General features: G+C 47.2%; 36 protein-coding genes. 35 read left to right on the top strand and 1 reads right to left on the bottom strand.

What is annotated here, in order from left to right:
- Positions 1 to 28 precede the first annotated feature (28 nt).
- The 26 genes from BMZ04_RS05875 to dcm all read left to right on the top strand — a co-directional run bounded on the left by BMZ04_RS05875 (position 29) and on the right by dcm (position 15,141).
- Positions 29 to 328: a hypothetical protein gene (locus BMZ04_RS05875; RefSeq protein ID WP_093266629.1), complete on the top strand. Its 300-nt coding sequence runs from the start codon at positions 29 to 31 to the stop codon at positions 326 to 328.
- Positions 328 to 618, top strand: a complete 291-nt coding sequence (locus BMZ04_RS05870) for a thioredoxin family protein (RefSeq protein WP_093266626.1) — start codon at positions 328 to 330, stop codon at positions 616 to 618. The genes BMZ04_RS05875 and BMZ04_RS05870 overlap by 1 nt, the downstream gene beginning before the upstream one ends.
- A gap of 1 nt (position 619) precedes the next feature.
- Positions 620 to 958: a hypothetical protein gene (locus tag BMZ04_RS05865; RefSeq protein ID WP_093266623.1), complete on the top strand. Its 339-nt coding sequence runs from the start codon at positions 620 to 622 to the stop codon at positions 956 to 958.
- Between the two features lies 1 nt (position 959).
- Positions 960 to 1,952, top strand: a complete 993-nt coding sequence (locus BMZ04_RS05860) for a hypothetical protein (protein WP_093266620.1) — start codon at positions 960 to 962, stop codon at positions 1,950 to 1,952.
- Positions 1,952 to 2,821: a hypothetical protein gene (locus BMZ04_RS05855; RefSeq protein WP_143128277.1), complete on the top strand. Its 870-nt coding sequence runs from the start codon at positions 1,952 to 1,954 to the stop codon at positions 2,819 to 2,821. The genes BMZ04_RS05860 and BMZ04_RS05855 overlap by 1 nt, the downstream gene beginning before the upstream one ends.
- Positions 2,821 to 3,330: a crossover junction endodeoxyribonuclease RuvC gene (locus tag BMZ04_RS05850; RefSeq protein ID WP_093266614.1), complete on the top strand. Its 510-nt coding sequence runs from the start codon at positions 2,821 to 2,823 to the stop codon at positions 3,328 to 3,330. Before BMZ04_RS05855 ends, BMZ04_RS05850 begins: the two co-directional genes overlap by 1 nt.
- Positions 3,330 to 3,497 carry a hypothetical protein gene (locus BMZ04_RS22265; RefSeq protein WP_177184339.1) on the top strand — a complete coding sequence of 56 codons (168 nt, stop codon included), beginning with the start codon at positions 3,330 to 3,332 and terminating at the stop codon, positions 3,495 to 3,497. Before BMZ04_RS05850 ends, BMZ04_RS22265 begins: the two co-directional genes overlap by 1 nt.
- Complete coding sequence (locus BMZ04_RS05845; RefSeq protein WP_093266611.1) at positions 3,494 to 3,766, top strand: hypothetical protein; 273 nt, start codon at positions 3,494 to 3,496, stop codon at positions 3,764 to 3,766. Before BMZ04_RS22265 ends, BMZ04_RS05845 begins: the two co-directional genes overlap by 4 nt.
- A complete protein-coding gene (locus BMZ04_RS05840) occupies positions 3,766 to 4,089 on the top strand; it encodes a hypothetical protein (RefSeq protein ID WP_093266607.1) in 324 nt (107 codons plus the stop codon). The genes BMZ04_RS05845 and BMZ04_RS05840 overlap by 1 nt, the downstream gene beginning before the upstream one ends.
- A 137-nt stretch (positions 4,090 to 4,226) precedes the next feature.
- Positions 4,227 to 4,412: a hypothetical protein gene (locus BMZ04_RS05835; protein ID WP_093266603.1), complete on the top strand. Its 186-nt coding sequence runs from the start codon at positions 4,227 to 4,229 to the stop codon at positions 4,410 to 4,412.
- Positions 4,413 to 6,731, top strand: coding sequence for a ribonucleoside-triphosphate reductase, adenosylcobalamin-dependent (gene nrdJ, locus BMZ04_RS05830; protein ID WP_093266600.1), 2,319 nt, complete (start codon positions 4,413 to 4,415; stop codon positions 6,729 to 6,731). It abuts the gene before it with no gap.
- Between the two features lie 21 nt (positions 6,732 to 6,752).
- Positions 6,753 to 7,223, top strand: a complete 471-nt coding sequence (locus BMZ04_RS05825) for an HNH endonuclease (RefSeq protein WP_255367831.1) — start codon at positions 6,753 to 6,755, stop codon at positions 7,221 to 7,223.
- A 12-nt stretch (positions 7,224 to 7,235) separates the two neighbouring features.
- Positions 7,236 to 7,499: a DUF1653 domain-containing protein gene (locus BMZ04_RS05820; protein WP_093266591.1), complete on the top strand. Its 264-nt coding sequence runs from the start codon at positions 7,236 to 7,238 to the stop codon at positions 7,497 to 7,499.
- Between the two features lie 154 nt (positions 7,500 to 7,653).
- Positions 7,654 to 8,307 (top strand): PhoH family protein, encoded by a 654-nt coding sequence (locus BMZ04_RS05815; protein WP_093266588.1) that lies wholly within the window; start codon positions 7,654 to 7,656, stop codon positions 8,305 to 8,307.
- Positions 8,308 to 8,342: 35 nt separating this feature from the next.
- Positions 8,343 to 8,804: an HNH endonuclease gene (locus tag BMZ04_RS05810; RefSeq protein WP_143128276.1), complete on the top strand. Its 462-nt coding sequence runs from the start codon at positions 8,343 to 8,345 to the stop codon at positions 8,802 to 8,804.
- A gap of 124 nt (positions 8,805 to 8,928) precedes the next feature.
- Positions 8,929 to 9,105, top strand: coding sequence for a hypothetical protein (locus tag BMZ04_RS05805; protein WP_177184338.1), 177 nt, complete (start codon positions 8,929 to 8,931; stop codon positions 9,103 to 9,105).
- Between the two features lie 92 nt (positions 9,106 to 9,197).
- Positions 9,198 to 9,680: a dUTP diphosphatase gene (locus tag BMZ04_RS05800; RefSeq protein ID WP_255367830.1), complete on the top strand. Its 483-nt coding sequence runs from the start codon at positions 9,198 to 9,200 to the stop codon at positions 9,678 to 9,680.
- Complete coding sequence (locus BMZ04_RS21955; RefSeq protein WP_143128275.1) at positions 9,677 to 9,874, top strand: hypothetical protein; 198 nt, start codon at positions 9,677 to 9,679, stop codon at positions 9,872 to 9,874. The genes BMZ04_RS05800 and BMZ04_RS21955 overlap by 4 nt, the downstream gene beginning before the upstream one ends.
- 13 nt (positions 9,875 to 9,887) lie before the next feature.
- Positions 9,888 to 10,052, top strand: coding sequence for a hypothetical protein (locus BMZ04_RS22260; RefSeq protein ID WP_177184337.1), 165 nt, complete (start codon positions 9,888 to 9,890; stop codon positions 10,050 to 10,052).
- Positions 10,053 to 10,066: 14 nt separating this feature from the next.
- Positions 10,067 to 10,246: a hypothetical protein gene (locus BMZ04_RS05795; RefSeq protein ID WP_093266576.1), complete on the top strand. Its 180-nt coding sequence runs from the start codon at positions 10,067 to 10,069 to the stop codon at positions 10,244 to 10,246.
- The gene (gene thyX / locus BMZ04_RS05790; RefSeq protein WP_093266574.1) at positions 10,243 to 11,055 is read left to right on the top strand and encodes an FAD-dependent thymidylate synthase; all 813 of its coding nucleotides are present in this window, start codon (positions 10,243 to 10,245) and stop codon (positions 11,053 to 11,055) included. The genes BMZ04_RS05795 and thyX overlap by 4 nt, the downstream gene beginning before the upstream one ends.
- Before the next feature lie 5 nt (positions 11,056 to 11,060).
- Positions 11,061 to 11,672, top strand: a complete 612-nt coding sequence (locus tag BMZ04_RS05785) for an HNH endonuclease signature motif containing protein (protein WP_093266571.1) — start codon at positions 11,061 to 11,063, stop codon at positions 11,670 to 11,672.
- A 56-nt stretch (positions 11,673 to 11,728) separates the two neighbouring features.
- Entirely contained in the window at positions 11,729 to 12,253 is a 525-nt protein-coding gene (locus tag BMZ04_RS05780) for a 3D domain-containing protein (protein ID WP_093266568.1), read from the top strand.
- Between the two features lie 25 nt (positions 12,254 to 12,278).
- Complete coding sequence (locus BMZ04_RS05775; protein ID WP_093266566.1) at positions 12,279 to 12,698, top strand: hypothetical protein; 420 nt, start codon at positions 12,279 to 12,281, stop codon at positions 12,696 to 12,698.
- Positions 12,695 to 13,264: an AAA family ATPase gene (locus BMZ04_RS05770; RefSeq protein WP_093266564.1), complete on the top strand. Its 570-nt coding sequence runs from the start codon at positions 12,695 to 12,697 to the stop codon at positions 13,262 to 13,264. The genes BMZ04_RS05775 and BMZ04_RS05770 overlap by 4 nt, the downstream gene beginning before the upstream one ends.
- Positions 13,252 to 15,141 (top strand): DNA (cytosine-5-)-methyltransferase, encoded by a 1,890-nt coding sequence (dcm, locus tag BMZ04_RS05765; RefSeq protein WP_093266561.1) that lies wholly within the window; start codon positions 13,252 to 13,254, stop codon positions 15,139 to 15,141. Before BMZ04_RS05770 ends, dcm begins: the two co-directional genes overlap by 13 nt.
- On the opposite strand, the gene BMZ04_RS05760 is transcribed toward dcm, so the two are convergent.
- Complete coding sequence (locus tag BMZ04_RS05760) at positions 15,119 to 15,487, bottom strand: hypothetical protein (protein WP_093266559.1); 369 nt, start codon at positions 15,485 to 15,487, stop codon at positions 15,119 to 15,121. The genes dcm and BMZ04_RS05760 overlap by 23 nt on opposite strands.
- A gap of 251 nt (positions 15,488 to 15,738) precedes the next feature.
- Between BMZ04_RS05760 and BMZ04_RS23115 the strand changes: the two genes are divergently transcribed.
- The 9 genes from BMZ04_RS23115 (at position 15,739) to terL (ending at position 22,282) form a co-directional block, all read left to right on the top strand.
- Positions 15,739 to 15,912, top strand: a complete 174-nt coding sequence (locus BMZ04_RS23115) for a hypothetical protein (protein WP_177184336.1) — start codon at positions 15,739 to 15,741, stop codon at positions 15,910 to 15,912.
- A complete protein-coding gene (locus BMZ04_RS05750; RefSeq protein WP_093266553.1) occupies positions 15,909 to 16,472 on the top strand; it encodes a hypothetical protein in 564 nt (187 codons plus the stop codon). The genes BMZ04_RS23115 and BMZ04_RS05750 overlap by 4 nt, the downstream gene beginning before the upstream one ends.
- A 527-nt stretch (positions 16,473 to 16,999) precedes the next feature.
- A complete protein-coding gene (locus BMZ04_RS05745) occupies positions 17,000 to 17,662 on the top strand; it encodes a DNA-methyltransferase (protein WP_369802627.1) in 663 nt (220 codons plus the stop codon).
- A gap of 74 nt (positions 17,663 to 17,736) precedes the next feature.
- Complete coding sequence (locus tag BMZ04_RS22250; protein WP_177184335.1) at positions 17,737 to 17,898, top strand: hypothetical protein; 162 nt, start codon at positions 17,737 to 17,739, stop codon at positions 17,896 to 17,898.
- 68 nt (positions 17,899 to 17,966) lie between these two features.
- Complete coding sequence (locus BMZ04_RS05740; protein ID WP_177184334.1) at positions 17,967 to 18,185, top strand: hypothetical protein; 219 nt, start codon at positions 17,967 to 17,969, stop codon at positions 18,183 to 18,185.
- The gene (locus BMZ04_RS05735; protein ID WP_093266544.1) at positions 18,178 to 19,056 is read left to right on the top strand and encodes a helix-turn-helix domain-containing protein; all 879 of its coding nucleotides are present in this window, start codon (positions 18,178 to 18,180) and stop codon (positions 19,054 to 19,056) included. The genes BMZ04_RS05740 and BMZ04_RS05735 overlap by 8 nt, the downstream gene beginning before the upstream one ends.
- Positions 19,057 to 19,432: 376 nt before the next feature.
- Positions 19,433 to 19,621, top strand: coding sequence for a hypothetical protein (locus BMZ04_RS05730; protein WP_093266541.1), 189 nt, complete (start codon positions 19,433 to 19,435; stop codon positions 19,619 to 19,621).
- A gap of 32 nt (positions 19,622 to 19,653) precedes the next feature.
- Positions 19,654 to 20,022, top strand: a complete 369-nt coding sequence (locus tag BMZ04_RS05725; RefSeq protein WP_093266538.1) for a phBC6A51 family helix-turn-helix protein — start codon at positions 19,654 to 19,656, stop codon at positions 20,020 to 20,022.
- Positions 20,023 to 20,566: 544 nt separating this feature from the next.
- A complete protein-coding gene (terL, locus tag BMZ04_RS05720) occupies positions 20,567 to 22,282 on the top strand; it encodes a phage terminase large subunit (protein WP_093266535.1) in 1,716 nt (571 codons plus the stop codon).
- Positions 22,283 to 22,352 lie beyond the last annotated feature (70 nt).

Here is a 22,352-nt window from a genome sequence, read left to right as displayed (position 1 = left end):
CGATAATACTATTATAGGAGGCGTTCATATGACGAAAATTATTTTAACGCACGAAATCGTAAAAGAGAACATCCCGTGGGAAAACGAGTTTGAATTCGAAGGTGAGACGTACGTAAACGTTGAGCAAGAGGAAGATATGGACGATGACGGACGAGATTTCACCGTTATCTACAAACGAAAATCTGACGGAAAACATTTCCGAATTACACGCTCGGATGCTCGATGGGGCTACGAAGATTATGGTTATGAAGCGTATATGAACGATTGCGAGTTAACGGAAGTCGAACAGGTCGAGGTAATTACAACGGTATGGAAGGCGGTTAAGTAATGACGAAGCCAATCGAAATCACCATTCGCAAGCTATCGAAGCCTGGGTGCCGACCATGTGCCGTACTAAGCTACGCAATGGCGGACATCGGCGACCAACTAACGCAAGCCAACGCAGTAGTATCGGAGCATGACATTACGCAGGAGCCGGAGCTTATCGCCCAGTACGGAATTACCGGAGTGCCCGTAATGATATACGAACGCAACGGCGTAGAAGTCGCAAGGCTTAGCGGCATGGTAAGCGCAGAAGAAATACTAGAAGCGGTTGAATATGCGAAGGAGGTACGCTGATATGACGAAAATTATTGAGGAACTACGCAAACTACACGGTGCAGAAGGCGAGGACACTAACGATGAATACTTCGAAATTGACGATATCCTAGACGCATATAAGCCGGAGGGCTACACGTCAAAAGTCGTCGATACGATTTTCGAAGAAGGCGGCCGTTGGTCGAACTACGAAACGAAGATATTCGAAGTAGTAGAAGGCGATGAAACGGCTTACTTCGAATTATTCCGCGAAGTGCCTGCGTCTGAAACGCAAGAAGGACAGGACAGCCAGTGGTCATTCGGCGAAGTTGAACCGAAGGAAGTAACGGTAATTCAATATGTAGCGAAAGAGGGGCGATAATTTGACGAATTTATCAACGCAAATAGAAGGCGATTTAATCGCGCTACTGGACGATCATTACTCGCTACCAGAAACGTACGACAACGCACTAGACGCACAGATTCACGGATGGTACGCTAATCCGCCGAATGTATATCCGAAGAAGCCGTACTTTTCACCGTCATCACTCGGCGACTGTCCGCGTTCGTTATACGTAAAGGCGAAAGGCGCTAAAAAAGACGGCTTCCGCAAGCAACCGCATCAAGGGCGCTGGCAGGCGATAGGCACAAAGATTGGCGATATTATCCAACGCGATTTACTGTTCATCGAACGCAATTACGAGCGTCTTACCGGTAACAAGCCACGCTTCAAATTCGAACGCGATACGCAAGGTCGTCCGATGTTCGAGGACTTCGCCAAGACGAATAAACTCGTCGAGCACAACGGTGAAACGTTCTATCTGTTCGGAGCGCCGGACGGTATTATGACGTATACAACGGACGATGGCGCTGAAATACGCGTAGGACTCGAAGTCAAGTCGAAGCAAGGTACGCCGGCCAAGACGTCACATTATTCGATGCGTGAAGCGGAGCCTAAACACGCTATGCAAACGGTGGCTTATGCGCACATGTTCGATTGCGATTATTACGTAGTACTTTACGTTAATGCTGCGAAACAGGCGTGGCACATGACGGACGAGCAATACGCTAAGACGCCGGACATTCGAGCGTTCTGTCAGCAGATTACGCCGGAAATGAAAGCGGAGCTATTCGATAAGCCTGCATATATAACGAAAGCAGTTCGTGAGTCAACGCCACCGCCGATGGATCTCGATAACTTCACGTTTAACAACTTCAAGACAGCGTGTGCATTATCGCTAACGGACGATGAGTTTAACGCAATCAAGACGCAAGTTAGCGCAGTCTGGAAGTCGAGCTTACCGGACAGAGTAAAGCGTGATTATAGCGGTGCTTACGAGTTTATTACGAAAACTAGAAACGGAGGCGGTCAATGATGGCGAAGCAATATAAGGTAGGCGATAAGGTGCGAATCGTTCGTGATTTATACTCGCATTTAGTAGGAAGAGTAGGCGTAATTGTGGAGGATGACGGTACTTCAAACGCACCATACCGAGTAAAAGTTGATAACGGTAGCTTGTACTGGAAATTCGGTAACACGTTAGAATTAGTCGCTGAAAAGCCGTCCAAGTCAGCACGCATCACGGAGCTAGAATCGAAAGTGGCTGCGTTAGAGGCGGAAGTCCAAGTGTTAACCGGTGCAAAAGTTCCGCATAAAATGAGCGCAATGTCGAGGGGATTCGAAACGCTTGCGAAGTTTAAGCCTACGCCGAACCAACAACGTAAAGCCGTAATTGAGCGAGCGAAGAAGTTTGTAGCGGAGTGCGTAGTTAACGCGAAAAGTGTGATAGTTATACACGGCGAAGGTAACGCTCAGTACCGTCAGCATTCCAACGTAATGACATTCCACGTTAACGCAAAGAAGCGTACTGTAGTAGCGCTAGGTCACGCTTTATACGGAGGCAAACTACGTCTTAAAGCCATCGCCAAATGTGCGCCCGACGACGTATTCAACGCAGATATCGGCAAGGCTATTGCGCTAGGACGTGCGCTAGGCTTAGACGTTAGCGAGTTCGAAAATGCCTTGAAGCCTACGGAGTTCATAGTCGGACAAACGGTTGAATCGGTTACAAACGCAGGGAATCGAATTGTATATCGCAATGTTACTAAAGTGACCGCCGATAAGGTTCACGGGTTCGATGAGCGCAAAGGGTACGTTTGCTTCATACACAAAGATGCAGGCGAACGTTACGGCTATCCGTGTGTAAATCCGTACATTACCGACGATACCGAGGCGAAATACTAATGCGCATACTAGCGCTCGACATATCGGCTTCACCAGGCTTCGCAGTGCTCGACGTAAAGGCGCTAAAGGGCGGTCAGAAGAAGATCGTCCTGGTACACGTCGATAGCGTTAAAACGGATAGTGCCACACCGGACAGTCAGCGCTACGCCTATATCGAAGCAAAGACCGTTCAGACGATTCACGAATACGGACCATTCGATGTAGTATGTCGCGAACATTTTACGAAAGGGCGGAGTAAACGTGCGACGCAACTCGTATTCGGCGCCTGGGCTGCGGTTGACTCCGCGTTAGGTCGCTACGGCTACGCAATCGACGCAAGCAACGAATTTACGCCAAGTGCCGTTAAGAAGGCGGCGACAGGCAAGGGAACCGCAGATAAGGACGAGGTAGAAGCGGGCGTTAGAGAGCGGCTCAAACTGCCGGACGACTTTACGTTTAAAACGGACGACGAAAGTGACGCGGTGGCCATCGCAATAGCGTACCTACAATCGAAAGGGATGATCGGATAATGACGAAATTAACACGTAAGCAACGTAGACAGATAGCACGCGATAATAACGAAGTATTCTCGCCACAGTATAACGGAAATGCTCCGGTAACTTACGCTGAATTCCACGGCGTCGGTAATGAGCGCTTCAATAATAAATACGTAACTATAGCGGAGGTGGCGCAATGAAAACAGCGGCAGCAGTCGTAGGCGGTATCGTATTATTCGCAATGATACTTTTCATATCGCCGTTAATCGCCTTATTCGTCGGATTCCTAGTCGGCTTCATTATCGAACTAACGACGGGCAATTACGCAACGGACAGCCTTAACGTAATATTCGGTACGGAACGCTTCGTACACGGAGACTTCGCAAGGCTGACGGCAATTGCAGCGGTAATCGGAACGTTCTTTACGACGGCTAAGTCGTCCAGCAAAACGAAGGAGGCGGCGAAGTAATGGAGATATTATCGCAGAGTACCGATTGGTTTGGGCACATATTCCTCTTAACCATCGTAATAGCGATGTCAATAGCGTTTTTAGTAGCGTTCATCGGTGGAGTTATGACGATATTCGAAAAAGGTTTCAGGTTGTCCGACGTGATTATGACGTTACTTGCCGGAGCGATATCGTTACTGATGGCATTAGCGGCTACTGGCGGAATAATGGTTGGCCCAACTACGACATACAAAGCGGTTGTCACCGACTATAATGCCGTCATAGACGCAGGCTACGAAATAGTTTCAACGGACGGTAAAATCGTAACATTAACGAAGGAGTGACGCAATATGCACGAAATTAAGTATTACGCAAAGGCCACCGTCGCCGCGCTCGCCATTGGCGTTTCCGCTATCACGTTTATCGGATTCGCCGCCGTTCATACGCACACAGTCGTTAGGCTAGTCGGGAACCTATTCGCATGAGTTACGACTTGCATCAGTTCTTAACGGCGGTGAAAGAACGGCGCGGCGAACTAGCCTACGACTTGAAACGTGCGCAACGGCATGTGGCGGAGATTGAGCGCGAGATAGCTGCAAATGAAACGGCGATTGCGAATATTGAAGCGGAGATACAAGACGCTAATAAACTTAAAGGGGACGATTGAGTGACGCAAACTACGAAGATCAAATTAAACGAGGAATTCTTAACGCAGTATCGCAATAAGCAACCGAAATGGGGATTCGGAGGTCTTGGCTATATCGTCTACCTACGTACTTATGCCCGGAAGAAAGCCGACGGCACGCTCGAGCGATGGGACGAAACGGTGCAACGAATTACCGAAGGAAACTTCGAAATTGAAGCGAAGCGCCTTCGTGAAATCGGCAAGTATTCAGCGGAAGCTATGGTGGCACTCAACGAGGAGATGGAACGTTTCTACCACCTCGTATTCAATCTCGTAATGACTCCTCCGGGACGTGGCTTATGGATGTCCGGAACGGAATACGCCGAGCGCGTTGGAGATGCGGAGAATAACTGTTGGGGCGTATCTATGCGACCACAATCGTACACAAGCGACGAAGAACCTCGCGTAAGTTTTGCGCCAGTATTTACGTTCGACCAGGCAATGAAAGGCGGCGGCGTAGGAATTAACGTACAACGCAAGTATGTCGAACAAATTCCGAAGGTTGCGAACGAATTAAATATAACGATCATATGCGATAACAACCATGCGGATTATGAAAGCGAACTAAAATCCGTCGGAGTAAAAGACGACATTCCTACGAAAGTATTTCCGTTCATTGTACCGGATTCACGCGAAGGATGGGCGGAAGCACTAGGACGAGTTATCGATGCACATTACGAAGGCGTTACCGAATTAGTCGTAGATATTAGCAATATACGACCACGCGGTACGGCTATCGTAGGATTCGGAGGAACGGCAAGCGGCCCAGCACCTTTAGTCGAAATGTTAAATCGAGTTAATACGATACTAAATAGACGCGTTGACGATTACGTAACGCCTACGGAATGGGGCGACGTTGTTCAGCTAATCGGAACGTGTGTAGTTGCCGGAAATGTACGAAGAACTGCGTTAATACTAATAGGCGATCAAGACGATAACGAATTCGTAGAATCGAAGAATTACTCGTTACCGCAGAATTTAGAAGCGTCACAATGGCGTTGGGCTTCGAATAACAGCGTAGACATCGGCGTTGATACCGACCGAGATACATTACGTAATCTAGCCGTGAACATCTATTACAACGGTGAACCTGGATACGTTTCGACCGAGTTAAGCCGCAACTATGGACGTATTATCGACGGATTCCAAAAGGATATTGACGGCGAAGTTGAAGTTTTTAACCCCTGCGGAGAAATAACGTTACCAAACGCATCGCCATGTAACCTATTCGAAATTAATTTACCGCGAATTCAGCAGTTAATCGATAAAGGAATCGAAAGCGCAACGTTATATAGCGAAGCTGCTTACTTAGCTACCCGATACGCATACCGCATTACTTTCAGACATTACGAGTGGGAAGCGACACGCGACGTAGTAAGTAGACACCGCAGATTAGGCGTCGGAATCACAGGGATTACCGATTGGGTTCTGCTTAAGTTCGGTAAGAAAGCAATCGTAGGATTTGACGCGGAAGGCAACGCGATCTTTAACGACGAAGTTTGCCAAGCGTTGGATGAATTGTACGGCGAAGTTAAATCGACGAATATCGAACAAGCCGAGCAACTCGAAGCTAATCCGTCCATTAAAGTAACGACTGTGAAACCAAGCGGAACGGTATCGCTATTAATGGGATCATCGCCAGGTATGCACTATCATTGGTCCGCATATATGATTCGCCGAGTACGTATGGCAGCGAACGCGCCGTTAATTCCGATATTAATGGATTGCGGTTACTATATCGAACCGGCAGTCGTAGGTTTCAACGAAGACGGCTCGCGTAAATACGACTACAATACGGTCGTTGTCGAGTTCCCAACGAAAGCTCCTACGGCAGAACATTCGGATTTCCAATCGGCAGGCGACGTACCTTTACGTGAACAGGCTGCGTTCCAAGCGTTATTAGCTATGTACTGGAGCGATAATGCGGTGAGTGCTACGTTATCATTCCGCAAAGCACAGCCAAAGCAAACGTTTTTCGAGGACGGAACGGTGCTACTCGATAAATTCGGCAATCCGCAAATGTCCGTAGATAAGCGAGAAGAAGATGCGGTTATCGATGAAATCGCCGACTTGCTTAATCGATACAAAGGCGTAATTAAATCGACATCGTTATTACCGTACGCTACGGACACTTACCCGCAAATGCCTTACGAATCGATTGACGAAGCGAAGTATAACGCAATGGTAGCGAAACTTACAGCGAAGCCGTGGGAATTAATTAGCGGTGATATTAAAGCGGAGGATGAAGATACGACGGATTACTCAACGGAATGTATCGGAAACTCTTGTCCGCTTAAATAGGGAGGCGGAATCTTGGTAGGGATGACTATCGAATTAGCTAACGGAAATGTAGCGAAGATTGACGCAGAAGATTACGAGAGAGTATCCGCGATTCATTGGCATATCGATGACGCGGGTTACGCCCGTACTAACATTTGGTCAGACGGTAAGAAAACATCGGCACCGAGGATGCATCGATTTATACTTCAAGAAACGGACAGAAAGACACACATCGATCATATTAACGGCGATAAGCTAGACAATCGTAAAAACAATCTCCGAGTATGCTCTAATAGCGCTAACTTAATGAATCGAGGGAAGCAAAGCAATAACAGCAGCGGTTACAAAGGAGTAGTTTTCGATAAATCGCGGAGTAAATGGAAGGCTGAAATAGGATTCAATAAAAAACGTAAGTTCCTCGGACGTTTCCATACTATCGAGGAAGCTGCGTTAGCCTACAACGATGCGGCGGTATTGTACCACGGAGAATTCGCGCATATTAACGAAATCTAAGGAGGGCGTACGATGACGCAACTTTACCGGCACTATAAAGGCGGAATATACGAGGTGCTAGGCTATCCGAAACATACGGAAACTGGCGAAGCATTAGTATATTATCGCGAATACGGGGCGATTGAAAACGAGTGGATACGTCCATTTGAAATGTTCTTTAGCGAAGTAGAAATCGAAGGGGAGCGCCTAGAGCGTTTCGCCCAGATTTCGTCGCTAGAGGTAACGCTACCGCATAATCCACGGATACAAGTACGGGTAAGTAAAACGGAGGTGTAGCGCTATGGATATCGAACATCCCGATATAACACACGCAAGGTTAACGGGCTATCCACGCGACACGGCGCCACAAACGGCGCTTGCGTGGAGCCGTAATTTAGTCGTAGATGACAACGCTTTTCCGTACGAACCAGACGAAAGGGAGGACGATTAAATGCCGATACCATCCGATAATATGCTATTTGGATTTGAGCCGAAGTTAACGAAGGAACAACGTGAGTACGTCGATTCTATATTCGAGAACCAAGTAACGATCGTCAATGCGCGAGCAGGCAGCGGAAAAACTACGTTAGCCGTAGCTTGCGCCGCAGTTATCGGAAAGCCCCTCGTTTATATATTCTCGCCAGTATCGGAAGGTAAGATGGGATTCCGTCCAGGAACGCAGCAAGAGAAAGAGGCGGAGTACCAACAACCGCTAATCGATGCGCTACTTGAAATCGGCGAGAATCCGCAAAAGGCGATATTCGACGCCGGTAATATGGAAGCGATGAAACGCGGTACGGCGTGGGTATATCCGAAGAGCCATATCTTCGCTCGCGGTACTAACATCAAGGATTCTACGGTAATCATAGCGGAATCGCAAAACTTCACGAAAGGCGAGTTAAAGAAGATTCTGACGAGAATTCACGATAGTTGTACGGTGATTATCGAAGGACATACTGGTCAGAACGATTTACCGAATCCTACGAAGTCAGGCTTCCAACCGTATATCGATCATTTAAAGGACGAATCGTGGGTTCACGTATGCGAATTAAACGTCAACTTCCGCGGTAGGCTCAGCACGAAGGCAGATGATCTGAATTGGTAAAACATATAACTTTGTCTAGCGGCAAACAATGCCTAGTGGATGACGAAGATTATAACGCTTTATCAGTAACGAAGTGGTCCGACGATTCTAACGGGTACGCAATTAGATACGCGAGAACACCTGACGGAGTAAAGACTACTGAAAAGATGCACCGGATTATACTGCAGGCTAATCCGGGCGAAATTGTCGATCACATTAACGGCTGTCCATGGGATAACAGAAAAGAAAACCTTCGTATAGTAACCGATTCTGAAAACGCTAGAAATACCAAGCTATACAATACCAACAAATCCGGATACAAAGGCGTTGCAGTCTACAAAAACGGTCGCTGGACCGCACAAATAACGGTTGACTACCGCAAGCTACATCTAGGAGTTTTCGACGACGTGGAAGAAGCTGCAATGGCGTATAATGATGCCGCCGTTAAGCACTTTGGAGAATATGCGCGACTTAATCTACTAAGCGATATTGCTCGCCATGCCGCGAAATTACCTTGAAAACTCCGCACTAGCCCGTCCCAAACGATATTACTAATAGGAGGCGTTATAAATGGCGGCACTCATAAACGCACGCAGTTACACCGTAGGCATTAACGTCAACAACGCGGACGAACTCGAAGGCATGGGCGCTAAGCTACGCGCCTTCTTCGACGAAATAGGCGACGGTGACATCGATATTCAGCTATCAGTTAATCCGCTACTGGACGGGCAACAAACGACACATGCGATTGGATTCGTTCATGCGACGGAAGAAGAGTACTACGAAGGCGATGAAATTGAAACGGAGGAATCGGAATGACTACACGTAACTTAAACGAAATCGAGCGCTTCTTTAATCCGGAGCCAACTACGACGCTACCCACCGCAAAGCCAGTCGTAGGATTCAAGCGCTTGTCCGACGATGCAGTATTACCGACGAAAGCACACGCTAACGATAGCGGCTACGATCTGGTGGCATCGGAGGATATTATCGTAGAGCCTGGCGCTACTGTCGTAGTTAAAACGGGCATCGCCGTACAGTTGCCGCCGGGCTACGAAGCGGTTGTGCGCCCACGTAGCGGAATTACATCGCGAACAAAACTTCGTGTCGCTATTGGGACGATAGATAACGGATACACTTCGGAGATTGGCGTCATAGTCGATAATATAGCGCCTGTAACCGAAGAAACGGACTACATCGCTACAGAGTTAAGCGGAGAAACAGCGGTAGTTGCCGGCTTCGTAAGTGAAGGCTCGTACCAAATCCGCAAGAATGACCGCATCGCGCAGTTAGTAATCACGAAGCTGCCTACGATAGAAGCCGTTGAAATTACGGAATTGGGCGAGTCAGAGCGAGGAAATAACGGCTTTGGCAGTAGCGGGGTAAGCGTATGAAATCGAGGTTAATTTACGGAGGCACACTGTCAGTGATATTCGGGACTCTTGCGGTACTAGGAATGTCCGGAGGTTTTGGCGGAGTTGTTAATTTCGTTTTAGAAAGACCGTTCGCTACAATTTCGCTTTATGCTTTAATCGCAATAATCTGCATAGCTTTAGCGGATGACGGGCCGAATTCGCAAGGATACTAAAGGAGGACGCAAATTGACGATACTCTACCTAATCGCAGTACTAGCGATAAACGTCACGGATTCAGCACCGCGCATGATCGAAGGAATCAACGTTTGCATTAACGGGCAACTAAGCGGCACGGCGATATTTTGGTACGGACTGCTTATCGCATTTATCATCGATTTAATTACGAATTAGGAGGGCGGGCATCGATGAACTTCGAGCAAATTAGCGAGGATATGTCGTCGAGAGCGCGGCAGTATTCGATTAACAGCGATTCACACCGGTGCTTTATCGAGGAAGCGGTCGGGTTTCAAGAAGGCGTAACGTGGACACTTTTAAAACTGCTTCAACTCGGACTGCTTAAAATAGAAACGGAGGAATCTAAATGACGCAAATACAACGCAAGGTAACGCTCATTTCACATACGCAACTGGCGGAGGACTTCCGCGAAACAATCGAGGGCATTATCGATTCCCATACGCATGAAGAACCGACTATTACGGACGGGCAGGCGTTAGCACTAACCGCAATCCGAACGTGCTATTCGCCAGGCAAGCCGTCGGAAATCGTAGCAAACGAGGGCAAACGTTATTTCAAAACGAAGGCTAGCGATGGCAAAGGCGGAACGGACGCCGACCGTCTAATCCGAATGATCGTATCAAGCGGACATACCTCGACGCTAGAGCATTTATCGTACAACTTCGCAGTAGAAGGCATTTCCCGCGCACTATTAGCACAAATAACGAGGCATCGCGTAGGTTGGTCGTTCAGCATACAGTCACAGCGCTATGTGAGGTTCGGTAGCGGCGATAAGTCGGGCGGATTTGACTACGTTGTGCCTGATAGCGTAAAGAAAAGTAGCGCGGACGCCTTTATTAAGGAAGATGTTTACGGCGAAGTAGTGGAGTCACGTAGTTCTGTCGATGATTATTTCGCAGACTGTATGCGTCAGATTCAAGAAATGTACGATAATCTCCGTTCATACGGAATACCCGCCGAAGATGCTCGCGCAGTCCTACCGCAAGCTACATCGTGTAACGGTGTCATTTCCGCTAACCTTCGTGCCATCCTCGACTTCTACGGTAAGCGTAAAGCGGGTAACGGGGCGCAGGCGGAAATAGCTGGATTAAGCGAGGATATTAGGAAAGCGGTTGTAGCCGTCGAACCTTGGACGGACTCTCTATTCGATAAGGAGTGATTCTATTGGCGTGGAATAAAGGACTGACTAAAGAAAATGAATCAGTAGAAAAGTACGTCAAGTATGGCCATGAGCACTCTCAATGGAAAGGCGGACGTACGATGCAGTCCGACGGGTACTCGTATATCCATAAAGAATTAATAGATCCAAAGTATTTTGAAATGGTAGAGAAAAGTAATTATATACTTTTGCACAGATATATTATGGCCAAGCACATAGGTAGATGTTTATCTAAGAAAGAAATCGTGCACCACATCGATGGGGATAACACAAATAACTCTATTGATAATTTGGAAATAACAACAAGAGCTGAACATATGCGAGTTCATCATCCGGAATTAATAGTACAGGCCAATAAAATATACCGAGAAAATAAAGAAGTGGAGTTGCGAGTTATTTCCGAATTAGGATTAGTGACGGCACAACAAGCCGCGGAGATACTAGGCGTCCCGCATTCAACGATACGTAGAAGGCAAAATAAGGGGCTACTTAGCGACATCCCATTTAAATACAATGGCAGGTGTGTTGTTGAGAGTGAATTAACCGAACACGCGCACTTGTGGAGGAAAAGCCCCTCCAAGAAGAAAGGTGCGATTCCATCCGAAAAAGGTATTTAACGGCACTATACGCGCTATTCGTAGCAATCGCGTTATTCATTAACGGCCACACAACGATGGCACCTACGCCAGAATTCACGTACTATCCAGCGCTAGATGACGCAGAGCTAACGCATAACGTGCACGCCAGGCAAGCGTCACTAGCGGCGGCATTAGACAAACGGAAGGCTAACGAAATTAAGGCGGAACAAGTTGCGGTGAAAGAAACGCCGAAGCAAGCTCCGCAACAGCCGTCACGATCGGCTAGCCCACGCAGAGAAACGATAGCATACGAAGCAACGGCGTACGTCGCGCTTTGCGATTCGGGCTGCACCGGCATAACGAAAACAGGCGTAGATGTTCGCCATACGATTTACTACGAGAGCTATCGCGTAATTGCGGTCGACCCTCGGCAATTTCCGCTCGGCAGCATCGTTAGGGTGACGTTAGGCGACGGCACGACGTTTAAGGCGATTGCGAGCGATACTGGCGGAGATATTAAGGGCTTCCGCATCGACGTATTAGTAGCAACCGAATCAGAGGCGTGGGAATTCGGAAGGCAAACGGTAGGAATCGAAATAGTTCGCCGTGGGGTGGACTGATATTACGGAGAGGGAGCGATTGAGGATGACGTTAAAAGAGATGCCGAAAGTTGGCGATAAGGTTAGATATATTGGCGGAGATTTCAATTATAGCGTAACTGTCGGAAAAGTATACGAAGTATACAGCGTAGAAAGGGACGAGGTGTCTTTCGTAGATGACGATAATGACGTGCATAACAAGTCGTTTATATCCGGATTGTATTTCGATAGATTCGAACTTGTAACGGAAACACACGACGCACTACAGACGACATACGGCGAACAAGCACCGGCAACTTACGAAGTAGCGGACGAAGGCACGCCCGTAGAAGCATCGCCGACAGTCATCGAATTACTAGCGAATATCTCACGCAGACTTTACGAAGTTGAACAGACGCTAAAAGAGCAAGCGTATGAGATTAACGAGCTTTACCGTTCGCTCGCAGAGCAGGCGGTGAGTCGATGACGATTCCGAAGATAATGATCGTCGGTAAAATGCGCAGCGGTAAGTCGACTATGGCGCAGCACCTCCGCCTAAACTACGGCTTTGAAGAAGTCAGCTTCGGTACATCGCTGAAATATTACGCGCAGAAGATATTCGCGGAGGACTTCTTTACTAGCGGAAAGCCTCGCGCAGTCTATCAGCAATTCGGTCAGCTATGCCGCGAAATCGATAGCAACGTTTGGATACGACACGCCGAGCAATTCGTTCAGCTATACGCAGAAAGGCGTTCTACGGAAGGCATCGTCATATCCGACGGAAGGCAGCCCGACGAAATAGCGTGGGGACGTGCGAATGGTTTTACGATTGTCCGTGTAACTGCGAGCGATGACGTCCGTATAGCGCGTGCACAGGCGCGTGGTGACGTGTTTACCTACGAGGACTTAACGCATCCGACCGAGCAATATATCGATGGGTTCGAGGTAGATTATACGTTGACTAATGACGGAAGTTACGACGATTTAATTGCGGAAGCTGAGCGTTTTATGGCGGAGATTACGGCGAAAGGGGCGATTGAGTGTCCGAAATAATAAAACTAGGATTCATAACGAACGATAAATATCAAAACCGAGTTCACGATACCTTCGGAATAATGCCGGCAATAGCTTGCGGAAATCAAGGCGGTAAACGACCTGGAGGACTTATCGCGGTAAATGTAAACGAATCAAAAACGAAAGGGGAACGCAAAATGTCGCAAACAAACGAAGTATCTTACGAGGGTAAACCGTTCAACTACGTATCATTATTCAGCGGTATCGGAGGATTCGAAACGGCTCTCAACCGTTTAGGCGGTAATTGCGTACTAGCTTCCGAGATTGATAAATTCGCCAATCAGTCGTACGCAGCGTTATACGGCGAGCCTACTGCGGGCGATATTACGGCAATCGCTGCGGAAGATGTACCGGATCATGACGTATTAGTCGGCGGTTTTCCGTGTCAAGCGTTCAGTGTCGCTGGCAAACGATTAGGCTTCGATGATACTCGCGGAACTTTGTTTTTCGAAGTAGCACGCCTTGCTAAGACGAAGCAACCTCGTGCTATTCTGCTAGAAAACGTAAAAGGACTCGTAGGTCACGACGGAGGTAAAACGCTAGACGTAATCGTAAGCACGTTAAATGACATCGGATACCACGTAGATTTCAACGTATTGAATTCGAAATACTTCGGCGTACCGCAGAATAGAGAGCGAATATTTATCGTAGCATTGCGTGACGATATCGTAGAGCCTAGCGAATGGATTATCGAAGGGACAAACGTAGTTGCGAAGGGGAAACGTCGAATCAGCGGATACGCCGATACAAAAACGTTCAACTTCGACTGGCCGGAGCAAACGGAAGTGACTACGAGATTACGTGACGTATTAGAAGCGTCGGTGGACGAGAAGTATTATTTATCGGAAGAAAAAACGGCTGCACTTGTAGCACAGTTAGAAGATCGCGGACAAGACGAGCCTACGGTATTCGACGTTTCCCAAATCGGACACGAAGGAAAAGCGCGTATGTATCAAGGTGTAGCTCCAACCATTACCGCTCGCGAATATAAAGAACCTCGCATGGTCGGACACATCGACTTAAAAGGGCACGACGCAATCAAGCGTGTATATGACGCTGACCACATTTCGCCTACTCTTACGACAATGGGCGGAGGACATCGAGAACCGAAGATAGCGGAAGAACAAGGCTTACCAATCCGTGAAGCAACGAAGCAAGGCTACGCAATGGCAGCCGTAGGCGATGCCGTAAACTTCCAATTTCCCGATAGCAATACGCGCAGAGGTCGTGTAGGTAAGCAAATCGCTAATACACTCGAAGCGTCGAATATAAATCAGGGCGTCGTCGAGCAAACGCCAGTCAAGTACAACAGGAAAGATGGAATAGGTGATGAACAGGACGTAGCAGTGTGTCTATCTGCGAGTGACTGGCGCGGACTTAACCGTAACCAAACGCAAAATGCGGTACTAGAGGCGGAAGAAGTCCGTCCGGTGTTAACTCCTGATCGTTTAGAAAAGCGCCAAAACGGTCGCAGATTCAAGGATAACGACGAAGAATCATCCACATTAACGGCGCAAGATAAACACGGCGTAGCGATTAGTGTCCTAGGCAATACGAATCCTAGCGGTAGAGGAATGAACGGTCAAGTATTCGATATTGACGCAGGATTAGCGCCTACATTAACGACGAATAAAGGCGAAGGCATAAAAGTAGCCGATGCACCTCGTTACCGCATACGCAAGCTAACGCCTCTCGAGTGTTGGCGTCTACAAGGCTTTACGGATGAACAGCATCAAACGGTAGTCGACGCAGGCTTGTCCGATTCACAACGCTATAAACAAGCGGGCAACGCCGTTACAGTAAACGTAATCCAAGCGATAGGTGAACGTCTACTCACGCTTTTAAACGGAAAATAAACGTAGTCCCATCTTCGCTAGCCGTCGCATACTCGAAGAATATCGGAGCATCGGCGAGGTCAATCGGATATCGCTGTAAAAAACGGCGCGCACTTATGTAATGACGCTTGTCTACGGTGTAATAAGAGCCGTCCGCTGCAGCGATGCCCGCCTCTGGCTTTACGATGGCTAGCGCATTATTAACGGGATCATATGCGATGGCAATGCGGTTATACGCCTCCACTCCGATAAAGCTACGTAGCCCAGCGTTAAGGTAAAAGCGTTTCTGTTTATCGAGTGTGACGACGGGCAGGCCGTCCGATGGTACGAATGAGAATCCGTCTAAGAGTGCGGTTGATTTAGGCATAGCGGTGAGCCTCCGATGTTAGTTAATTAACGTAATTATAACGCAAGTATGCGCAAGATGCAACGAAATTAAACGTAAGGGAGCGATAAATAATGAGCGCAAGCCAAGCGAAGGCAATACTACGCAATCTACACGCATTATCCGAGCGCCGCTACGTCGGAGACACGAACGCCAGCGACACGCTAGTCGACTTTGCAGACGCCGTTAAGCGCGCTAATCTAACGGACAGGCAAGCGGAGGCTTTGCGGCTAGTGTACGTAGAGGATTTAACGCAGAAGGTCGCGGGCGCACATATGGGCGTCGGACAGGACGTCGTAAGCACGCATATTGACGCAGCAGTCGTTAACATTGACGCAGTTTACGAAAGCTGGGCGTGGCTTAGCGGAGAATTAACATACGAAAATGAAACGGAGGCTACAACATGACGGAAGCATATACGGACACATTAAGACGCGAAATTAACGCAATAAGAACGGCTACAAAGCGAGGGCTTGACCGTACGGAGCGACTAACGTGGATAAAGTGCGTAGGTGACGCCTATGCCCTAGCACATTCGGAATATCACGAGCCTGCACGCCTTAGAGCGCTAGAGGGCGGTTACGAGCCGAAAACACCGCCGTTAGATGCGCATCTACTCGATCAGCTTACGAACCTAGCGCTATACGAAGAATTAACGGACACGGCATCGAATAAAGCGACGTCCACTGAATATCCGTTCCTGTCCGATATACAGCTCGCTAGACGACGCGAGGGCGCGCATGAGGCGAAGGGTTTAACGCAGAAAGGCGAGGCACCATACACTGCCGCAATGAATATCGGAATGGACGGGCGTGATTACTCCGTGCCGAAGCGCCGTAAAAGGAGTGCCTACGAAGATGCCTTGCGCGACGCTAACGTTCACTCACGCAATAAAGAACGCAAGCAGAAATACGACGAATTTACGCGCAGGCAGCCGGTAATTACGTATAAAATGAGCGATTTATGACGCAGGTAACCATATTATAGCGGAGTTTCTATCCTAGTATATGAAGGGCAATAAACGCAATGACAAGCGAGCAAACTCCGTGTGAATAGCGGTAAGGCTCGCTAGTAATACATAAACAAACGCAAGGGTGACGCATGAGGCGGGTGTGCTCCGTCCGACCCTTTCGTATTTTAGGATGCGGAGGGATAGCGAAATGACGAATAAAGAAGCGATTGAAGTAATTAAATCAAATTACCCACCTGAGAATTATACGCTGCTTAGAGAGGCTCTGGATTTGGCAATTAAATCATTAGAAGAAGATAGTAAATAAGGCGACCGTAACTGGACGTCTTTTATATTGCGTAGATAGTTGACGGTTAGCTACCGGAAATGAAAAGCGAATCCCTAACGCCTTCTACGCGATTGTTTATTATAGGGAAAACGAAAATGGGAGCGATGGAGAAATGACGAATACACTAGCGATTAATGAAGTACATGAGGGCGATTGTCTAACGCTAATGAAACGCATAGATGATGGAAGTGTTGATATGGTTTTGTGCGATTTACCGTATGGAACGACCCGAAATAAGTGGGACAGTATTATACCATTGGACGAGTTATGGGCGGAATATGAACGCATTATAAAAGATAACGGCGCGATCGTATTAACGGCACAGACACCATTCGATAAGGTTTTGGGAGTCAGTAATCTGAAACTTTTAAAATACGAGTGGGTTTGGGTAAAGCAAAAGGGGACTGGACATCTTAACGCTAAAAAGATGCCTATGAAGAATCACGAAAACATACTTGTATTCTATAAAAAGCCACCGTTATACAATCCGCAATTTACAGAGGGTGAGCCGTACGACAAGGGAACTCAAAAGGTAACATCGAGTAACTACGGGAATCAAAAGGGTGCTCGCTACGTGAATACCGACGGAAAACGATACCCTAAAAGTGCTATCTTCTTCAATACAGTAGAGCGTGGCTTACATCCGACACAAAAGCCTACGGAATTATTTGAGTATTTAATCCGCACTTATACAAACGAAGGCGATACCGTACTGGATAACTGTTTAGGTTCCGGCACTACCGCAATCGCAGCGATTAATACTAACCGAAACTTTATCGGCATTGAACGCGAACCGGAATACGTAGCGATTGCAAAACGCAGAATTGACGAAGCATTGGCGTTAAGGGATATCGGTTAGGGCGTCCTTAAAGGGCGTCTTTTTATATTGTCGGCGGACATTAAACGACGAAACTACGACAAGGGGACGATAATATGGCGAGAAATAATCGCGAAATTACGGTAGATGTAGAGGTAAACGTAGAATCGGCAATCAAGGGGTTAAAGGCGCTACAACGTGAAGCGAAGGAGACATCGCGCGTATTGCGAGAGTTAGAAGCGCAGATTGATCGTGTGAATGACGGTGATTCGCAATGATTAGCAAAGCCGAATTAACTAAAACAGTTGCGGAGATAACGCGAGGATTATGCGGAAAGATTGACGCTATGAACAACTTAATGGGGACGGAACTTTACGAGTATTTTACGGAAATGGACAGCTTAACGTACTTATTGTCGGATTTATTGGGCGCGCCGACTAGCGATATGTCCTTAGATATTATCGATGATTACGTAACTGGTAGAATCGAGTATGACGAATTAATAGCGCAAATGACGGAAGCTATCGCCTCGTTTGACTGGAAGGGGTATGCGGAGAATGAGTAACGCTATCGAACGGTACACAGACGAGAATGGTCGCGACATTGTATACGGATATGCCGATGAAGTATCGATACAAACGAATGAAACGTTAGAGGACTGGCGCGAAGCTAAACGACGTAAGGAATTGCGCGAAAGTGGTCCGACTCGCTACTACGTCAATTGCTATCACGATACGGCGAAGCTACTAAGCGAAACGCTAAAGGTCATCGAACTAGGTGCGCTAATGAAGCTGATTCCGTATTTGAAGATGAATAGCGGGGGTCAGTTGTACAGTAACGGCAGTCGTATGACATCGACAGCTATTGCGAAGGCAATCGGTAAAGGTAAGCGAGCTACAGACGAAATACTAGCGGATTTAGTTTCGCATGGCGTGTTATTTACGGAGCGCGAAGGTCGTTACGTTGTATACGGAATTAACGAGTATTACCATTCCATCGGAAAGCACGTACGCAAGACGTATTATACGAAAGTGTATCAGATTAAGACGCGGACAGACATCGCTAATTTAACGATACAAGCCGCGGGACTTCTATATAAGATGATTCCGTATTTTAACTTCGAATATTGTTGCCTATGCGATAATCCGGAGGAAACGGACCAGACGAAACTACGCTATATGTCGCACATACAATTAGCTAACCTAATCGGAGTCGACCGTAAGTTCGTCGATCGCTATACGAGGGAATTACGTAAATACGGATTTATGACGACGATGCTGTTCTTCGAAACGGAGCTATACGTTATTAATCCCGACATTATGTATCGCAAACGTGACGAATATACACCGTATGCAGAAGCGTTACGTACGTTATTTGTAATGGGCGAAAGCTATTCCGAACAGGCAAACGTGAAATTAGCGGACTTGCCTTATTAAGCGTGGGTCAAAAACTGCAATCTAACGTCGAATTTGGGTCAAAAACTGCAATCGTAGAAATGGCGGTTAAGCTTACGGAGAGTAGGCGTCAAGACACTTTTAGGCGCCGATAACCTCTTCTCTTATAGATAACGTATAAGTACGGAGGATATTAAGTAATGGCGCCTTCGCCTGAAAAGACGGCTCGTCGCACCACTATTGTATCGAAGTTCTTTATCGATAAAGGGATATACGATTATAGTAACATCTGTCGAGGGCGTTAGCCGAGACTATGTTTTTAGTCGGAACGACAGGCGAGGACATTAAACGGGGAATGTAACGTGGTCTTATATAATACCGGCGGACATTCCTACGATATATAAACGGAGGTTTTTATATGTACATCGTATTACCACGGACAGCACTCGTTACTAACGAAAGTTACGGAGTATGGGACGTAGTAAAGGACGATACAGGCGGATACTATACGTTCAAGACGCTAGATGAAGCGAAACAATACGCAAGGGATAACGATTTAGAAACGACTAACCCGCTATATTTCATCGTCGAAATGGTCGGATGGTAAGCGGAATAATTAAACGGAGGTGAATCGGACACATGGCGAAACTTAACGAACAACAAATCGCTGCAGTAACGATATTAGCGCAACCTAAAAGAGCCGGACTTACCTACGCACAAATAGCGGCACAAATCGGAGTTAACCGCGATACATTATACGAATGGCGTAAGCGTGACGACTTTAACGACGCATTGAAACGTCAGATAGTCGCAAACACACTCGATAGCTTACCGGAAGTAATGGCGTCTGTAAGCGGACATATTATCGAAAGTGGTAACGCGGCAATGCTACGCACGCTACTGCAAGCACACGGCATGTTATCAGAGAAGATAGACGTTACTACTACGGACAAGGGTACGGATATTGACGCTATTAAAGCGGAGATCGAGAGCCTACGAAAAGGGTAGCGTGTCGGACGTACTTTATAACGGCGCATATAATAGAAGGAACTCCGATAGGGTGGGCGACATATGCCGTCATGGGTAGGCGCTATATAGGCGGGGTGAGTACGTAGGTAGGGCGGGTAGCACCGGGCAGAGGCGCCTTGCGGACGTAGGGGTCAAACGCTTTGGAAATAGCGTATGCAAATCGTATGCAGGAGGTGGGGCGTAGGGTATGCCGGTTACTTATCGTAAGTATGCGGAATTACTACGCCCAACGACCGCTGCATAATTAATGTATAACGTTAAGTTGCGTATAGCGGATGAATGGCGTAGTGACAACGGTTGAAGAACAATCGAGTTTACATAATAAAGATTATCCAAAGCTAGAAGCGCATAAATATACGGTGTGAATTGCGTATGAAACGGAAACAATTCGAATCCCCCAAAGGCGTACCGGCAAAACCCGTTACCAGGTGGCCGAACATAAGCCGGCACAAAAAATCACTTTGACTTTAGCGTAATAAAGCGTCCATGTGGCGCAATACATATCGAAAAGGAGGCGTTGTGGATGGCGTGGGTAAGCGGCAAGTGGCTAGAGCGTAATAAGCGCGCTGAGCTGATCGAAACATATGCGGAATACATTAACGCAATTGAAACGAAATTTGACGGTTCAATCGACGATATATTCAACGCAGGATTAGGCGTAGATTACCGAGATAGGCTGGCGGAATTACGTCGGCTAGAACGAATACATCGGTGTGAGGACGATTTACTATTTTTCACATACGAATATTTTTCCGACGGTAAAAATCCGCTTAACGAGGTCAATTTAATACCGGAAGGTCAATCGTACGAGGATGCTGCGGAGTTCCACCGTGTACTATGTGGGCTATTGGACGACGTAGCGAAGGGCAATACTCAAACTAACGTAGCATGGTCGGTAGGACGACGCCATGCGAAAACCGCGTATCTTAGTAACGCTTTTTTATGTCACCAGGTAGTATTCCGTAAGCAGAAATACATCGTAGAGGTGTCCGAAACGACGGACGTAGCGGGCGACTTCGTTAAGTTTACATCGCAGAATCTCAAGTTTAACGAAAAGCTTCGTAGCGACTTCGGTGAACTTTTACACCCGAAGGCTTCCGCAAATGAGGTCGACAATAAACTCGAATTTATAACGACAACCGGTACGAAGGTAGAAGCGAAGGGTATGGGGACGCAGATGCGTGGACTCCGCCATTTAACCGAACGTGTTGGACTTTTTTTGCTCGATGATTTAGAGAGTAACGCTAATACGAATACGCCGGAGTTACGGTCAAAAAACCTGCAGTGGTTTCGTTCCGAAATGATGGAGGCACTAGGATTCGGCGGTATGTGTATCTATATGGGGACAATTTTAGGACCGGATTCGCTTCTTAATCACGTTATAACGCAACGTAAGGATTTTATAAGTCGCAAGTTCCCCGCAATTCTCGAATGGACGGAACGCGAGGACTTATGGGACGTTTGGCGCGAGATATACAATAGCGATAGCCCCGACGCATTAACGAAGTCAGAGGAATTCTACGAAGCTAATAAAGACGAAATGTTAAAAGGTACGAAAACGTTATGGCCACAGATGTATTCGTATAAATATTTTATGGAGAAGCGCGAAACAATGGGCGGACGAGCATTTAACCAAGAGTATCTCGGAAATCCTACCGATCCGGATTCGCAAATATTCAAGCCAGAGGAATTCGCATATTTCTACGAATCGGACCTCGAAGGCATGAAAATCGACTACTATGCCGCGGTGGATTTCGCGATGGGTAAGGAAAAAGGCGATTACTCGGCGATTGTAACGCTTGCCAGGAATAGAGAAACCGGTGTTTGCTACATCGTCGATACGTTTATAGAGCGTGTGCATCCCGATATTTTGCTGAATACCGTTGTTCAGAAGGCGCTACAGTATCAATACGCAGGAATCGCGGTTGAGGCGCAGATGGCACAAGAGTGGTTCGCGCACAAAGTAAAAGAAGAGTTACATCGTCACGGGTATCCGGGAACAACGCGAGTCAAAGAAGTTAAACAGCGCGTTAGAAAAACGTTACGTATCGAAGCCCTTTTACCGGATATCCAAAACGGTAAGATACGCTTCAGCAAAAAACATCGATTGCTTATCGAACAGCTAGAGTTATATCCAAACGCTCGACACGACGACGGACCGGATTCTTTGAGCATGTGTTTCCAATTAGCGCAATCACTCCGTAAGATCGAAGTACAAAATAAACCTTCGTGGCTATAAATTTTCGGAAATGGTTCTCCGCGACACAGAGACTTAAAACGATATTACTAAGAGAGGCGTCTTTTTGACG

It is taken from the genome of Psychrobacillus sp. OK032 (genome assembly GCF_900111345.1).
GTDB lineage: Bacteria > Bacillota > Bacilli > Bacillales_A > Planococcaceae > Psychrobacillus.
This window is presented reverse-complemented; position numbering and strand designations above follow the sequence as displayed.

Bases quoted from the DNA above. Each gene is read 5' to 3' on its own strand.
- BMZ04_RS05875 (WP_093266629.1), top strand. From the start codon at position 29: ATGACGAAAATTATTTTAACGCACGAAATCGTAAAAGAGAACATCCCG.
- BMZ04_RS05870 (WP_093266626.1), top strand. From the start codon at position 328: ATGACGAAGCCAATCGAAATCACCATTCGCAAGCTATCGAAGCCTGGG.
- BMZ04_RS05865 (WP_093266623.1), top strand. From the start codon at position 620: ATGACGAAAATTATTGAGGAACTACGCAAACTACACGGTGCAGAAGGC.
- BMZ04_RS05855 (WP_143128277.1), top strand. From the start codon at position 1,952: ATGGCGAAGCAATATAAGGTAGGCGATAAGGTGCGAATCGTTCGTGAT.
- BMZ04_RS05850 (WP_093266614.1), top strand. From the start codon at position 2,821: ATGCGCATACTAGCGCTCGACATATCGGCTTCACCAGGCTTCGCAGTG.
- BMZ04_RS22265 (WP_177184339.1), top strand. From the start codon at position 3,330: ATGACGAAATTAACACGTAAGCAACGTAGACAGATAGCACGCGATAAT.
- BMZ04_RS05845 (WP_093266611.1), top strand. From the start codon at position 3,494: ATGAAAACAGCGGCAGCAGTCGTAGGCGGTATCGTATTATTCGCAATG.
- BMZ04_RS05840 (WP_093266607.1), top strand. From the start codon at position 3,766: ATGGAGATATTATCGCAGAGTACCGATTGGTTTGGGCACATATTCCTC.
- BMZ04_RS05835 (WP_093266603.1), top strand. From the start codon at position 4,227: ATGAGTTACGACTTGCATCAGTTCTTAACGGCGGTGAAAGAACGGCGC.
- BMZ04_RS05825 (WP_255367831.1), top strand. From the start codon at position 6,753: ATGACTATCGAATTAGCTAACGGAAATGTAGCGAAGATTGACGCAGAA.
- BMZ04_RS05820 (WP_093266591.1), top strand. From the start codon at position 7,236: ATGACGCAACTTTACCGGCACTATAAAGGCGGAATATACGAGGTGCTA.
- BMZ04_RS05815 (WP_093266588.1), top strand. From the start codon at position 7,654: ATGCCGATACCATCCGATAATATGCTATTTGGATTTGAGCCGAAGTTA.
- BMZ04_RS05805 (WP_177184338.1), top strand. From the start codon at position 8,929: ATGGGCGCTAAGCTACGCGCCTTCTTCGACGAAATAGGCGACGGTGAC.
- BMZ04_RS21955 (WP_143128275.1), top strand. From the start codon at position 9,677: ATGAAATCGAGGTTAATTTACGGAGGCACACTGTCAGTGATATTCGGG.
- BMZ04_RS05795 (WP_093266576.1), top strand. From the start codon at position 10,067: ATGAACTTCGAGCAAATTAGCGAGGATATGTCGTCGAGAGCGCGGCAG.
- thyX (WP_093266574.1), top strand. From the start codon at position 10,243: ATGACGCAAATACAACGCAAGGTAACGCTCATTTCACATACGCAACTG.
- BMZ04_RS05780 (WP_093266568.1), top strand. From the start codon at position 11,729: ATGGCACCTACGCCAGAATTCACGTACTATCCAGCGCTAGATGACGCA.
- BMZ04_RS05775 (WP_093266566.1), top strand. From the start codon at position 12,279: ATGACGTTAAAAGAGATGCCGAAAGTTGGCGATAAGGTTAGATATATT.
- BMZ04_RS05770 (WP_093266564.1), top strand. From the start codon at position 12,695: ATGACGATTCCGAAGATAATGATCGTCGGTAAAATGCGCAGCGGTAAG.
- BMZ04_RS05760 (WP_093266559.1), bottom strand. From the start codon at position 15,487: ATGCCTAAATCAACCGCACTCTTAGACGGATTCTCATTCGTACCATCG.
- BMZ04_RS05750 (WP_093266553.1), top strand. From the start codon at position 15,909: ATGACGGAAGCATATACGGACACATTAAGACGCGAAATTAACGCAATA.
- BMZ04_RS05745 (WP_369802627.1), top strand. From the start codon at position 17,000: ATGGTTTTGTGCGATTTACCGTATGGAACGACCCGAAATAAGTGGGAC.
- BMZ04_RS22250 (WP_177184335.1), top strand. From the start codon at position 17,737: ATGGCGAGAAATAATCGCGAAATTACGGTAGATGTAGAGGTAAACGTA.
- BMZ04_RS05740 (WP_177184334.1), top strand. From the start codon at position 17,967: ATGAACAACTTAATGGGGACGGAACTTTACGAGTATTTTACGGAAATG.
- BMZ04_RS05735 (WP_093266544.1), top strand. From the start codon at position 18,178: ATGAGTAACGCTATCGAACGGTACACAGACGAGAATGGTCGCGACATT.
- BMZ04_RS05730 (WP_093266541.1), top strand. From the start codon at position 19,433: ATGTACATCGTATTACCACGGACAGCACTCGTTACTAACGAAAGTTAC.
- BMZ04_RS05725 (WP_093266538.1), top strand. From the start codon at position 19,654: ATGGCGAAACTTAACGAACAACAAATCGCTGCAGTAACGATATTAGCG.
- terL (WP_093266535.1), top strand. From the start codon at position 20,567: ATGGCGTGGGTAAGCGGCAAGTGGCTAGAGCGTAATAAGCGCGCTGAG.